10 protein-coding genes are annotated in these 13,740 nt (G+C 50.8%); 7 read left to right on the forward strand and 3 right to left on the reverse strand.

Going from position 1 to position 13,740, the window contains the following annotated elements:
• Positions 1–2 precede the first annotated feature (2 nt).
• Positions 3–1,184, reverse strand: coding sequence for a hypothetical protein (locus MKJ04_RS04835; RefSeq protein WP_241639822.1), 1,182 nt, complete (start codon positions 1,182–1,184; stop codon positions 3–5).
• A gap of 706 nt (positions 1,185–1,890) precedes the next feature.
• On the opposite strand from MKJ04_RS04835, the gene MKJ04_RS04840 reads away from it, so the two are divergent.
• Together MKJ04_RS04840 and MKJ04_RS04845 are read left to right on the forward strand one after the other, a co-directional pair.
• A complete protein-coding gene (locus tag MKJ04_RS04840) occupies positions 1,891–2,919 on the forward strand; it encodes a pentapeptide repeat-containing protein (protein WP_241639823.1) in 1,029 nt (342 codons plus the stop codon).
• A gap of 375 nt (positions 2,920–3,294) precedes the next feature.
• Complete coding sequence (locus MKJ04_RS04845) at positions 3,295–3,570, forward strand: hypothetical protein (protein ID WP_241639824.1); 276 nt, start codon at positions 3,295–3,297, stop codon at positions 3,568–3,570.
• 51 nt (positions 3,571–3,621) lie between these two features.
• Here MKJ04_RS04845 and MKJ04_RS04850 read toward each other — a convergent pair whose 3' ends face one another.
• Positions 3,622–5,370 carry an ABC transporter ATP-binding protein gene (locus tag MKJ04_RS04850; protein WP_241639825.1) on the reverse strand — a complete coding sequence of 583 codons (1,749 nt, stop codon included), beginning with the start codon at positions 5,368–5,370 and terminating at the stop codon, positions 3,622–3,624.
• A gap of 476 nt (positions 5,371–5,846) precedes the next feature.
• Between MKJ04_RS04850 and truA the strand changes: the two genes are divergently transcribed.
• Both truA and MKJ04_RS04860 read left to right on the forward strand, forming a co-directional pair.
• Complete coding sequence (gene truA / locus MKJ04_RS04855; RefSeq protein WP_241639827.1) at positions 5,847–6,695, forward strand: tRNA pseudouridine(38-40) synthase TruA; 849 nt, start codon at positions 5,847–5,849, stop codon at positions 6,693–6,695.
• Between the two features lie 289 nt (positions 6,696–6,984).
• Complete coding sequence (locus tag MKJ04_RS04860; RefSeq protein ID WP_241639828.1) at positions 6,985–7,359, forward strand: spore germination protein GerW family protein; 375 nt, start codon at positions 6,985–6,987, stop codon at positions 7,357–7,359.
• Positions 7,360–7,665: 306 nt separating this feature from the next.
• On the opposite strand, the gene MKJ04_RS04865 is transcribed toward MKJ04_RS04860, so the two are convergent.
• Positions 7,666–8,148: a hypothetical protein gene (locus MKJ04_RS04865; RefSeq protein WP_241639830.1), complete on the reverse strand. Its 483-nt coding sequence runs from the start codon at positions 8,146–8,148 to the stop codon at positions 7,666–7,668.
• 760 nt (positions 8,149–8,908) lie between these two features.
• On the opposite strand from MKJ04_RS04865, the gene MKJ04_RS04870 reads away from it, so the two are divergent.
• The 3 genes from MKJ04_RS04870 to MKJ04_RS04880 all read left to right on the forward strand — a co-directional run bounded on the left by MKJ04_RS04870 (position 8,909) and on the right by MKJ04_RS04880 (position 13,625).
• Positions 8,909–9,745 (forward strand): alpha/beta fold hydrolase, encoded by an 837-nt coding sequence (locus tag MKJ04_RS04870; protein WP_241639831.1) that lies wholly within the window; start codon positions 8,909–8,911, stop codon positions 9,743–9,745.
• A gap of 295 nt (positions 9,746–10,040) precedes the next feature.
• Positions 10,041–10,559 (forward strand): hypothetical protein, encoded by a 519-nt coding sequence (locus tag MKJ04_RS04875; protein ID WP_241639832.1) that lies wholly within the window; start codon positions 10,041–10,043, stop codon positions 10,557–10,559.
• 438 nt (positions 10,560–10,997) lie between these two features.
• Positions 10,998–13,625 carry a PAS domain-containing protein gene (locus MKJ04_RS04880; protein WP_241639833.1) on the forward strand — a complete coding sequence of 876 codons (2,628 nt, stop codon included), beginning with the start codon at positions 10,998–11,000 and terminating at the stop codon, positions 13,623–13,625.
• Positions 13,626–13,740: the final 115 nt, after the last annotated feature.

The raw sequence follows: 13,740 nt of genomic DNA on the forward strand, positions 1-13,740 counted from the left end.
GGTTAGCGGTTTAGGTCCATCCAGAAATTAAGCTCCAGGCTCAGGCCAACAAATGGGCGGATGTATACCCTGTCTACACTGAAATCGGAGATGGTATTCGACGCCTGGTCGCTCTGCAGCACCGTGGCCCCCGCATGGATGCGCACGAAGGGTAGCGCCCTGTAACCCAACGCCACATAAACCGGGCGCTTCACCAAGGGGCCGGTCGCTTCATCGTCCTCGCCAAAATCCAGGTTCTGCAGCAGCACGCCCGTGGAGATACTGGATCTGGACCAGAAAGTGGAGGAAAATGCCGCTCTGCCAAACGGGATGGAAATGCCCACATAGGGGGCCGTGTCGGAGGTGAAATTATCGACATTGCCCGAATTGTACACCCCGCCATACCCCACGTTGATCGCGACCACGTTGCGGGTTTTCTCCGTGGCGTAGTCGGTGATTTTTTTACTGTCGGTGAGGACCAGCAACTGTGCGTTTGTGTATTGCGCCACTTCCTGGTTCACCATCACTTTCAGGGCCTCCACCTGTTCGTGCGCATACTTCAGCCGGATGGTCTGGTTATCTTCCCCTTCACCGGCAACAATATTGCGCCGTGCTTTGCGCAGGCGCAGGTTATTGATCTGCTCCAGCTTGTCCAGCACGATATCGGAGAAGCCATTGAAGGTATAGTTGATATGGCTTCGGTAAAGTCCAAGTCCTTGGCTCACGATGGCGTTCATGTCGCTGCGCATGTTTTTGGGGTGCTTACGCAGTTCCACGCTGCCTCTGCTCACCACATACGACTGGTCGATATAGGCATCCAGAGCGGCGTTTAATTGCCGTAAAAGCTGCCGCTGCTGCTGGGCCGGGGCAGCCTCGTAGAAATTGAGGAGAAAGGTATACTTCTCGTTTCCGCGCAGGGGGTAGTTCACCGGCAAGGTAAAATTATTGTCAGTGCCGGAAGGGCGCTTTTTCCAGACGTTCCGGTAAAGCGGGTCTTTGCTCGTGTCGGGGGAGCCGTAGATGGCGAGCTCTACCATTTCAACCTCGCCTCCTGCCTCACCCGTCAGTATGAAATTGCTTTCGGCAGGCAGCGGCTGGCCCTCGTTGAAGTAGGTCCTGTCGTAATTGAAAACCACCGTCTTATACTGGGCAAAAACGGAGGTACTGATCAACAGGAAAATGATGAGCGTGTAAAGTTTTTTCATATAGTTGGTATTAAATTTAAATTAAAGCAACCGCCTTTCGGGCTATAAGGGAAGGAGTGAACGGAGGCACGCAGGCTATTTGCAGCAGGCGAACATAATGCAGCCCACAAAAGGAGAACTTAGGGCGGACGATAATGTTTTCAGAAGACCAAATAGCCGCATGAAGCTTTTAGTCAATGTATAAACAATTAATAAATAGTTGTTTATGTGTATAAATCAGTTAAAAACAGGCTCCCCTGAATCTGATACGGAGTAGTAAATTTGCCGACGCGCACGCAGCGGCTTCTTCCTTCAATCTAAGGTATAGCTATATTTGTATACGTATAAATCCCACCAAAGTACTCTCTGGCAGAAACTTCGATTTTGTGGAGTGGTTTGCGGCTTGGGGATGGGAATCCCTGAACTTTGTTTAGCGGGATGGACTGGTTTGGGGTATGGTGGCGGTAGCAATTCATACGCATCTCTCTGCTGGCGCGTGCTTGCAGCTCGTGCCTCTACCTCTACGCAGCAATGCAAAAGTAATAGTACGAGTTACAAGCTCGCACTAGCGGGGCAGCCGGATTTTCTAGAGCAAAGGACAACAACCAGGCGTGCTGCCGGAGAAATAGAAACAGTTATCCTCATTCCATTTAGGTTATATCACGCTCCTCGCAACTGTGCCCATTCAATAAAGTATAAGAAAAGTACTACAGCTTACTCGACTTACATGGGCAAAGTAAAATTCAAAAAGCCTCCCAAACCAGCACCGGGTTCTCTACTGGCGGCCCCATTTCTGTGGCTGGAGTGGAGTATGGACTGGCTGGCTTACTGGCTCAGCCACCTGGCTATTTTCAACGTGCTGAAATATGTGGGCAAGTTAGCGGTACTTTTGGCTATCATTACCTGGTTTACAGAGCTCCCGGCGCGGAAACACGCTGCTATCCGGGAGAACTGGTCCATACTGTTTGAAAAGGGCGGCGGACGCATGGAGGCTTTACTGTTTTTACACGACGAGGGGATTGATCTTCGCGGGTTAAATGGGGAGTATGGCTTCTTTGAGGGGATTGATCTCCATGGCGCCGATCTATATGGAGCTGATCTGTCGAACGCTAAACTGGCAAAGGCAAACCTGCGCTACGCCACCCTTTCAAATTCTGAACTGAACAAAGCCATTCTGGACAGTGCCAATTTAACAGCGGCAAAGCTAAGTTACAGTGAAATGATTAACGCGAAACTGAGGGCTACCAAACTGGACAGTGCCGATCTTACATTTGCGGATTTACGCGGTGCTTTTTTGAACGGCGCCAGTCTGCGGGCCGCCGATTTGAGCGAAGCCAGGTTAAGTGACGCCAGCCTGGGGTTCGCTGATTTAACGGGAGCTACCTTCCTTTTCGCAAAGCTGGACAGCGCCGATTTGAACACGGCCAAACTACGGTATGCTGACCTTTCGTTGGCTGACATGAGAGGAGTCCGGCTGTATGCCGCTGATCTGGAGAATGCCATATTAACCTTTGCTATTTTGGTGGGAGCTGACTTGAGCGGCGCTGACCTCAAGGGTGCCGATTTAAAGAGCGCTCTTTTAATAGATGTAGATTTTGAACATGCAATTTTAGACAGTGCTGATTTGAGAGGCGCAAACGTACGAGGTGCCAACTTCAGACATGCCAGTTTAAGAGGTGCTGATTTAAGAAATGTCCGTTTCCTGAGCGACTCCAGCTTCGTAGACGCAGACACAACAGGCATCGTGCTGCAGTAAATGTATACAGGTGGCCAAAACCAAGATCGTCTGGCTACTCTTCTTGGTCAGGAAAACATAAGCAGCTGTTTCCTTTATCATTCCACAGCCTTCTTCCGAAACGCCTATACCCACCGCAGACAGCCTGTAGCCGTTTCAGCCGCCGCCGTTCATCACGTTCTATACATAAGCCAGCGAGTATACCCTGCATCGGCTGCCGCGTTAAAGGGGGTATAATCAAGAGATAAACCCATGAAAACTAAGCATATACAAAAAGGCATAATAACCTTGTCATTACTTGTCCTGCTGGGATTGGGTGCATGCCAGACCAGTACTGCACCTGCTGGCACATCTGGCAGGGCAACGAGAGCTACCAATAACGTGGCACCCCAACGCGTGGATATAAGAGGAAGCATTGTGGCAAGCCGGTATAACGAAGGCCAGGTGGTGCTGGAAGTGGAGAATTTTTCACCTTCGCCAAACTCTCGCTACAACCGGGCCTATGTGCTTGTGGTGCCCACCGCGCAAATCATTGGTGCTGACGGGCAAACGATCAGCCTGAGTGAGTTAGGGCAAGGGCAAAACGTGTCTGTTTTGCTGAGAGGCGGTGGCCGGGGCAACTTCGTGGGCATTGGCGTTGCCCGGAAGCTATGGGTCGAAAATGACTTTTAAAGGGGTGCTCCGCTAGTAAACGTTCTCTAAACCCAGCCGCCGCACCAATCCTTAAATCCTCGCCTGATAGGTATAGAGTTGGTAATACCTGCCCTGCTTTTCCAACAACTCCTCGTGCCTGCCTCTTTCAGCGATGTGGCCCTGCTCAATCACCAGGATCTGGTCGGCCTGGCGAATGGTACTGAGGCGGTGGGCGATCACGAAGGTGGTTCGGCCCTGCATCAGCGTTTTCAGGCTGGCCTGTATCAGGCTCTCGCTCTCCGTATCGAGGTTGGAAGTGGCCTCATCCAGAATCAAAATGCGCGGGTCGGCCAGCACGGCCCGGGCGATGGCGATGCGCTGCCGCTGCCCGCCCGAAAGCTTCACGCCCCGCTCCCCGATCAGCGTATCCAGGCCTTCATCAAAGCGATCCGTGAACTCCTGCACATAGGCTGCTTCCACGGCTTCCTGCAGTTGGGCCTCGGTGGCGTCCGGTCTTGGGAAGAGGATGTTTTCGCGAATGCTGCCTTCAAACAGGAAATCGTCCTGCAGCACCACGCCCAACTTGCTTCTGTAGCTCTGCAGGCTGATGGTTTGCAAGTCGTGGCCGTCAACGGTGATGGTGCCACTGTCGGGGTTTAGAAAAGAAGCCGCGAGTCCGGCTATGGTCGTTTTACCGGAACCCGACGAGCCAACCAGAGCCGTGACGGAACCGGCAGGGGCTTTAAAGCTAATTTCCTTCACCACTTCTTTCCCGGCCTCATAGGCAAACGCCACCTTGTCGAAAACCACATCGCCGTGGATACGGTCCAGACGTAGGGTTCTGTGCCCGCCATCGTCTTCGAGGGGTGTGTTCAGGATTTCTTCGGTGCGGTCCAGGCCGGCAAAGGCCTCTGTAAACTGACTCCCGATGTTACTCATCTGCAGGATAGGCGCGATCATGAAGCCCAGGTACAGCGTAAAGGCCAGAAAATCGCCGAAGGTAAGCTCGCCCTTCATGATCAGGTAACCGCCAATGCCCATAATGCCCGCCGAGGCAAGGCCCAGCAGCAAGGTGGCCGACGAGGTAACCACGCTGGTGGTGATCAGGCTGCGCTTCACGTTGAGGAAAAGCCGATTCACACCATCCTCAAAGGTCTTGATCTCCTGCGCTTCGGCATTAAACCCCTTTATCACGCGCACACCGCCAAGCGTCTCGGTCAGCCGGCCAGTGACCTCGGCATTGATCACCCCGCGCTCCCGGAAGATAGGCCGGATCTTACCGAACGCTTTCAGGGAAATAACCCCGAAAATAGCCACCGGAAGCAACACAAAACCCGTCATCAGCGGACTGATGTAGATGAGCAGCACCAGGCAGATCAGCGAGGTCAGCACCCCTCCTATCATCTGGGCAAATCCCGTACCGACCAGGTTGCGCACGCCTTCCACATCCGTCATGATCCGGGACACCAGCTCACCGGTCTTGGTATTGTCGAAGAAGCGGATGGGGAGTTGGATGATATGCCGCTGCACCTTCGCCCGTAGCTGCGAAATGAGGTTCTGCGCCTCCACGCTCAGTATCTGCGTCAGGGCAAACGAGGTGATCGCCTGAATGACGATCGCTGCCACCACCGCCCCGATCAGCCATTTCAGCATGGTCGAGTCGTTGTTCGGGATCACATCGTCGATCAGGAACTTGCTAGCCCCCGGCAACACCAGGCCCGCCAGCCGGCTGACAATGATGAGCGCAAAGCCAACAGAGAGATGCCTTTTCCGGGGCCAGATAATGGTTTTGAAAACCTGGGCGACGGTTACGTTCTTAAGTTTTTTCGATTTTGACATGTTCTATTCTTTGTGACTTTTGAAGGAGGGTATGGGAATGACAAGCGGGTTGGCGTTTTGTTCAGCTCCCGCTACAAGGTAAGGAGATTAGGAGGATTTTTTCTGCAAGAGTGCTCATCTCCAAGTGTATTTTTCAGCACTCATAGTCCTCCAACTGCCCCCTCCAAAGCGAGCCCGCTGGATCCTTCAGTTTTTAAAGAGGCAACTTTTATACCCCACCTATGTGTAATGGGGAGTATAAGATCAACAATTTAATATTAATATCAATTGATAAGCGCATACATCTTTGCCCTTCATAAGTGCAATTCCCCTCTTGGGAGGGGTAGGGGTGGGTTATTCTGCACTAACACTTTTACATGTGTTAAATCTGTTTGATAACGGTATAAAATCAAACCTAACCGCCCAATATGTCCTCTCAAAGTTCCTGGTAAGGGTATGGCTGGGCGCGTAGGCGAATGCTAATTTATACCTACCTTGTGCCCCTGATTTCAGCACTGAAAAAACAAACGTATACATTGCGGTATTTCTTCCACATCGGCTACAAGGGCAGCCACTACAAAGGCTGGCAGCGCCACCCGTATGGCATCAATGTGCAACAGGTGCTGGAGAGCGCACTAACCCGCATCCTGAAAACACCTGTCGCGATCGTGGGGTGCGGACGGACGGATGCCGGGGTGCATGCCAGCCAGTACTTCTTTCACCTGGACGTAGCCATACCCTGGACCTTCGATCTGGTTTTCCGGCTAAACAAGGTGTTGCCGCCAGATATCGCCGTGTTCGACATCATACCGATGGATGGCCTGCCCCACGCCCGGTTTGATGCCACCGCAAGGAGCTATGACTATTTCATCCATACCTCTAAAAACCCATTCCTGAGCGACGCAAGTGCCCTCTACCTCTTCTCCCACCTGCACCTAGACCAGATGAAGGCAGCGACCGCCTTGCTTCCAAACTACACCGACTACAGGTCCTTTTGCATCACTCCCGCCGAGCACCGAAGCACCATCTGCCACATTCAGTCGGCCCAATGGTTTATCACAAGCAACGGCGACAGACTGCGCTTCCAGATTACCGCAAACCGGTTCCTGAGCCGCATGATCCGGATCGTGGTGGGCAAGCTGCTGCAGGTAGGAACGGGCACCCTTAGCCTTGCGGAGTTTGAGAGTTACCTGGCCACCGATAACTCGCCGAGACAGCTGCACCCAGCCCACCCCCAGGGTCTATACCTTTCTAAAGTGACGTACCCGTATCTCGATCTTACGCCACGCAGTTCTTTTTCGCCAGTTTCCGGGCAGCCCTCGGGAACTGGCTGGCATGAGTTGTAAGCAACAACTCTATACCCGCTTCGGTAATGGCGGTGATTGGTAAGGCAGGTATAACCGTAATCTGCGTTTCGGGAAGCACACCATTAAGCACGGCAACACGCTCCAGACGGCGCTTCACGGTAGCTGAGCGGCCCACCCCCAAAACAGCTATTCGTTTCCGGATGGCTTACGTAGCCTATAACAGGGCCGCATGCATAGCGCTTTCCCGTAGTCTGTCTCAGCAGTCAACGACTGGATAATGCTTCCTATGTGAGCAGTAAAATAAATGAATCCCTAAAATCTTTAAGCTATGGAAAATCAAAATAACAACGGCAGCTCCGCGCAAAAGTCTTTTGTGGAGCGATTGGCAGAAAACCTGGGCGGCACGGCCAACGCTGCCCGCATATATGGCACCCCCGTAGAACGGGACGGCGTGACCGTGATACCCGTAGCGAAGGCCGGGTACGGCTTTGGAGGCGGGGCGGGCAAGAAAGCCGGCGAAGAAGGCACAGGAGGCGGCGGCGGTATGATGCTGACGCCTATCGGCTATATTGAAATGAAGGGCGGCAATACCCGGTTTCGCACCACCCGCGACCCGCAGACCATCCTCCGGATCGTAGCGATCGGCAGCCTGTTCACCTTCCTGACGGTGCGCAGCATCATGAAGCTAAGTAAACATAAATGAGGCCTTGTAGCAGGCTCAGGTGGCAGCAAACAACAATTTTAAGCGCTACTATCCTGAAAAAGAAAGCGGCACCTGATCAGGTGCCGCTTCATTGTCTTTTAAGTTTGTAATAACATCAGAAGATAACTCCTGTCGCTAAAAAGTGGTAAGCCAAATCGAATTTAAAAAAGGCGGCCGAAAGCACGTTGCTGCGAGTTTTTATACATACACATGCATAGAGTCAGCAGTTAGAACAAGGCGCAGGTTTAAGTATAAAACTACCCGTTTCAAAACCATCCTTACGTATACCCCCTGAAAAGCGGATGGCTATAGCCTGGCGTAAAGCTGCTTGTAGGTTACGTCTTCTTTCGTCAGGATCTTGGTTTCCTCTTCCTGCTTCACCTGGGAAATGTGTTCAAAAAAATCGCTTTCTTTATACAGGTAACTCACAGACAAATTCTTCTCGGAGTCTACCGAAATGCAGTGCCCATACGTGTCTTCAATAGTGTGTGGGTCTAGGGTTCTTCGCGGCGCGGCAAGGTACTTTTCGTGCAGCACATTAATAATATCCATCCGCTCCCTTTCCAACGTGACTGAAAAATTATAACAGAAGAAGAACAACTGGTCGTTGAAGAAATGCATTTCCAGCTTTACCTTATGCTTCCCCAGCATGATTTTATAGTAAAGCGTGTCGTAATTCAGCTGCCCGTAGTTTGAAAAGGTACAGCCTATTGCCCGATGCGTGGGCCGGGGCATCTTTTTCTGGACTGCCTTTCTGGAGCTGCCAAATTTCAGAGAGCTGGAAAACATGATCTCTGCATTGGCTTTTAAATTGCCAACCTCACTCCCTTTCGCAAGAACAGACTGTATATAATCGATGCTTTTGTAATTAAAAAATGCCCCTTGATAGGTATCGAAGGACTTTGCTAAGTACAAATTTTTCTGAATTCCGAGTAAACGGAAGCTTTTTTTCTTTAAATCGATTAGAAATTTACTCATACAAGAATGATTTTAACTCAAACAGTAGCCTAAAAAACAGGGATATACATAGTTAGGCTCCTGACAGAGGATCGATATTTTGTTATCGCAAGTTAGGAAAGCTTTGGATCATTTAATACTTCTCACCTTACAAAATATGTAATTATTTTGCGCTGCCCCAACTCTTGTCAGCCAAAATTCATCCCGAACCTCTGCTATTCCTTGTCTAAACTTTGGGTTTGCTTTCGCAACTGATAGATATTCAGTGATTTATATGCATGTTAGCCAAAATCAGTCTAAAACCGCTATGCGTAACAGAATCAGCTTGTTTGGGTGTTTATTGATTTAAATGTGACCATTATTTGTCAATAATTTCTCTTATCAATCTGAAATCAAATAGCTTAGTCAGAAACAGCGGGAAGAGTAAGAGGCAAATTTGCGATGCAACTTACTATTCAATTCAAAATGTAACTTTACAAAGTACTGTTTTATCTTGCTATTATATCCTGAACATCAAAAACCTGTTAACCGTTAGATCACTAATGGCCATGGCCATTAATAAATCATATTCTAACTATAACAGACTTATACAATGCCATTCATCGAGACAGAAGACATTCAGCGAGGAGAACACATACATCTGCATTATCAGGACTGCGGCGAAGGCCGGCCAGTCATCCTGATTCATGGCTGGCCACTCAGCCACCGGATGTGGGAAAACCAGATACAGGATATTGTGGACGCAGGTTTCCGTTGCATCGCTTATGACCGGCGCGGCTTCGGTGACTCTGACCGCCCCTGGAACAACTACGAATACAATGCGCTGGCCCAGGACCTGCGCACACTCATCGAAAAGCTAAACCTGCACGACTGTATACTGGTTGGTTTCTCGATGGGCGGCGGCGAAGTGGTGCGCTATCTCTCTAAATTCGGCGACGACCGGGTGTCCAAGGCGGTACTCATCAGTTCCATCATCCCGATCGTGAAGAAAACGGGCGATAACCCGGATGGCGTGCCCGAGGACAAGTTAAACGAGATCATGGACAGCCTCAAGACAAAGCGGGTAACCTTTCTGGCCGAATTCGGGAAGCAATTCTACAATTACAGCGACTATAAGGAGGAAGTGAGCGAAGAGCAGTTGCAGTATGACTGGTCCATCGCCGCTGCCGCCTCGCCCCGTGCCACCATCCAGACAGCCAAAGCCTGGGCCAACACAGATTTTCGGCAGGAGTTGCAGCGCATTACCGTGCCCACGCTTATCGTGCACGGCGACGCCGACCAGATTGTGCCCATTGAAACCAGCAGTGCGCAGTCTTCCAAGGTTATTAAAAACAATCAGTATGTCGTTATCAAAGATGGGCCGCACGGGCTTTTCCTGACGCATAAAGAAAAGCTGAACACCGTGCTGCTCAATTTTCTGAAGCAATAGCCAATTTAAATTGACAGATAAAGTAATTACAGCCGCTACATCCGGTAACGGCTGTAATTTTTCTGACTCAGGCGAGGATCACTCATTATTATTAGAAGAGAACAAATTCCCTGCGCGAGCCAAGTTATACCCTGCATCGTTTATTGATCTGCCAAGAAGGGGTAGTTACGTAGATAAAAGAACATCCGCATGCCTTATCTACTGCCATGCTATTTGTAAACTCTACATCTATTGCTATCATGTAACCAAAATAATTTATATTTTTAGAGGTGCTACGTCATTACAATAAAATATCATGGAGTTCAGACACATCCATTATTGGCAATACGAGCCGGGAGACGATGAAAACGTAATCCTGGAAGCAGCGCTGACCCTTTGCAACAAAGGCAGACATAGTGACTACCTGCAGGAGATCGCAACGTTCATCCAGGAGCATACGCATGCAAAGTTTGTACTGATCGGACGGCTCTCTGAAGACATGACGAGCGTTCATACCGCTATTATGTTGCAGGACGGGCAACTTCTGGACAATTTCACGTATGCGCTGAAAGGCACCCCATGTCAGGATGTACTCACGCAGCGCTTCTGCTTCCATCCCTATGATGTGGCGCCCTCTTTTCCGGATGACATGGAGCTGAGGGACCTTAACATTGACAGCTATATGGGCAGCATCCTGCTCTCCGGCGACAATGAGCCCCTTGGTCTAACCGTGCTGATGGACACAAAAGTGATTCAGAATGCCGCTTTCGCCGAGCACCTGATCATGGTTCTCAGCCCGGCGATAGAAGAAGAGATCAAATTGCTCAACCTTTAGACTCCACATGCTCTTATACCTATTTTCCCTATTGCTCTGCGGCATCAGCTTGCCGTTACGTTGCCAGCCCCATTCCTTTTAAGCAGGTATACCTTACTCCTGCATCAACAGAATATCCCGAATTCTCTGTCCTCCTGTGCTCAACCTCGTACATTGCATTTTTTGTTAGCTAAAGGCCGCTTGCCGTACGCGTTTAACCGATCACATCAATTTAAACCATCCTATTCAGCTATCAATCTGTTACTGCCCTCCGCAGCCCATACCTTAGGCACACGCATTTTAATGATCGTTTGAATCAGTTCATTGTCGGGTATATCTGGTGTACCCCTGAATATTTAACTACAATTGCCGAACCCGTACTCAACGCCCCCGTTCAAATTGCACAGACACTATTCATACCGCTTTGCACTGCGCTCACGATAAAAAACGATACACACGATGACAGCTAATGCTTTTTTATCGCCCGATTTACACCACCTTTTCAAAGCTGTCCCCGACCTGTATCTCCTTATTTCTCCCGATTTCACAATCCTGACGGCAAGCGACCCCTACCTGAAAGCTACCATGAAAGAACTGGAAAGTATTCAGGGGAAATCACTCTTTGATGTTTTTCCGGATAACACCTTTTTAGCGGGGTTCAACCCGTCGGCTAACCTCAGAAAGTCGCTGGAGTGGGTGCTGGAGCATAAAAAGCCGCACAAAAACCCGCTCCAGCGCTACGACATTCCGCAGCATACGCTGCCAAACAGTTTCAAGGAAAAATACTGGCGCACGTCCAATACCCCAGTGCTGGACGAGGAGGGAAACATCCTGTATATCATTCACAAAGTGGTGGATGTGACCAAGCGTGTGATGGACCTGAAGCGGGAGGAAAGTAGCAAGAAGCAGGCTTCGGAACTGCAAGGACGGCAGCAGCTGAAAAGCGAAGCGCTGGATGAAGCCCGGGCCCAGGCGGATCTCGAGCGAAGGAAACTGCACAACCTGCTGATGCAGGCCCCCGCCATGATCTGCATCTATGAGGGTCCACAGCACACTTTCAGCTTCGTGAACCCACCTTACCAGCAACTGGTGGGCAAGCGGCCGCTCCTCGGCAAGCCGATTGCCGAGGCAATGCCGGAGTTGGAGGGGCAGGCTGTTTTTGGGCTGCTGGACCAGGTATACCGCACCGGCGAAACCTTCTATGCCCACGAGATGAAAGTGCAGCTTGACCACGACAACAGTGGGGCTTTGGGCGAAAACTATTATAACTTTATCTACCAGGCCACCTATAATCTGGACGGCCAAATAGACGGCATCATGACGTTTGCCTACGAGGTGACTGCTCAGGTGGTGGCCCGGCGAGAGGTAGAGGATCGGGAAAAGGCCTTGCGTGCGCTGAATCTGCAGCTGAGCGAGGCAAACCGGGAGATACAAACGTCTAACCAGGAACTGTCGCAGACGCAGCTTGCGATGCGGCAACTAAACCAGGAACTAGAGGCGCGGGTGGCCGAACGCACACAGGAACTGCAGCGATCAAAGGCAGAAACCGAGAACGAGCGCAACCGCCTGCACAAGCTTTTCATGCGTGCGCCTGCCCCTATCTGTATTATGGCTGGCGAAGATTTAGTGTATGAATTGGTAAACCCTGCCTATCAGGAACTGTTTCCGGGCCGCAAGCTGCTTGGAAACTCCTTGTTGGGCGAAGCCTTGGTGGAACTGGCCAGTCAGCCAGTTGCCCAGCTTTTCAGGCATGTGTACGCTACGGGAGAAACCGGTGAGAAAAAGGAAGAGATGATTGCGGTGGCCCGTCACGAAGGAGGGCCGCTTGAAGAACGGTATTTTAACTACACCATACAGGCCCGTCTCAACGAAGCAAACAAACCGGATGGGGTCATCGTTTTTGCCTACGAAGTGACGGCCCAGGTAGAAGCCCGGCAGGCAATTGAGCAAAGCGCCGAGAAGCTCCAGCTCATCACCGATGCCTTGCCTGTCCTGATCGGCTACCTCGACAAAGACGAGAAGTACAGTTTCGCCAACAAAGCCTATGAGGCCTGGTTTCCGATGAAGTCGACTGATTTGCTGGGCCGAACCGTGCTTGAGGTGATTGGGGAAAAAGCCTATCAGGGAGTAGAAGAGTATATCAAGCGGGCGCTGGCTGGCGAGCGACTTGACTTTGAGAGCCGAATGCCTTACCGCGAGGGATTTACCAAATACATCCGCACCAGCTATGTCCCCGACATCAGAGAGGGGAACGTAGCTGGGTTTTATACGCTCGTGAATGATGTGACCGAGCAGGTTGAGATCCGCCTGGAAATAGAAGAGCGCGAAAAGGAGGCCCAAGCCCTGACCCGGGAGTTAGCTGCCACAAACAACGAACTGAGCACCGCCAACGAGCAACTCAAGCGCATCAACGCAGACCTGGATAACTTCATCTATACCGCTTCGCATGATCTGAAAGCCCCGATCTTCAACATTGAAGGACTGTTGCAGATCCTGATCGAGTCCATACCAGACGAAACGCTGGCATCGAACCAGTTAAATCGTGTCGTCCGGATGATCGGGGACTCTATCGGTCGCTTCAAGCGAACCATACAACACCTGACCGAGGTAATCAAGCTGCAGAAAGAAAGCGGTGAAGAGGAAGTTCTCGTGGATGTGCAGCAAGTTATACAAGGCGTGCGCCTAGACCTGTCTACACAATTAAACGCCGTTGGGGCCAAAGTCGAGACAGACCTTGCCGACTGTCCCGATATCCGCTTCTCAGAGAAGAACCTGCGCTCAGTGGTATTCAACTTGCTGTCGAACGCCATTAAGTACAGTTCGCCGGAGCGTAGGCTAGACGTCAGCATCAAGTGTTACCGCGAAGGGGATTTTGTGGTGCTGTCTGTGCAGGATAATGGCCTTGGCATGGAGCTGACCGGGACGAAAAAACTGTTTGCCATGTTTGGCCGCCTGCACGATCATGTAGAGGGTTCAGGCATTGGCCTGTACATGGTGAAGAAAATCGTGGAGAATGCCGAAGGGCGCATCGAAGTTGACAGCCAGTTGGGTGCGGGGTCCACGTTCCGGGTGTACTTAAAGCGCTGATTCTGTCATGGTTCCCTTCCTAACATATTGCTTTTGTGATGAAAAATTAGCTTTGCGCGTCTGTTGCCTTGATGGGAAAAGCAGGTTTGAAGCGGCTTCGTTTACTTGCTCATGT

The organism is Pontibacter sp. E15-1 (assembly GCF_022601975.1).
Classification (GTDB): Bacteria; Bacteroidota; Bacteroidia; order Cytophagales; family Hymenobacteraceae; genus Pontibacter.

Bases quoted from the DNA above. Each gene is read 5' to 3' on its own strand.
- MKJ04_RS04835 (WP_241639822.1), bottom strand. From the start codon at position 1,184: ATGAAAAAACTTTACACGCTCATCATTTTCCTGTTGATCAGTACCTCC.
- MKJ04_RS04840 (WP_241639823.1), top strand. From the start codon at position 1,891: ATGGGCAAAGTAAAATTCAAAAAGCCTCCCAAACCAGCACCGGGTTCT.
- MKJ04_RS04850 (WP_241639825.1), bottom strand. From the start codon at position 5,370: ATGTCAAAATCGAAAAAACTTAAGAACGTAACCGTCGCCCAGGTTTTC.
- MKJ04_RS04860 (WP_241639828.1), top strand. From the start codon at position 6,985: ATGGAAAATCAAAATAACAACGGCAGCTCCGCGCAAAAGTCTTTTGTG.
- MKJ04_RS04865 (WP_241639830.1), bottom strand. From the start codon at position 8,148: ATGTTTTCCAGCTCTCTGAAATTTGGCAGCTCCAGAAAGGCAGTCCAG.
- MKJ04_RS04870 (WP_241639831.1), top strand. From the start codon at position 8,909: ATGCCATTCATCGAGACAGAAGACATTCAGCGAGGAGAACACATACAT.
- MKJ04_RS04875 (WP_241639832.1), top strand. From the start codon at position 10,041: ATGGAGTTCAGACACATCCATTATTGGCAATACGAGCCGGGAGACGAT.
- MKJ04_RS04880 (WP_241639833.1), top strand. From the start codon at position 10,998: ATGACAGCTAATGCTTTTTTATCGCCCGATTTACACCACCTTTTCAAA.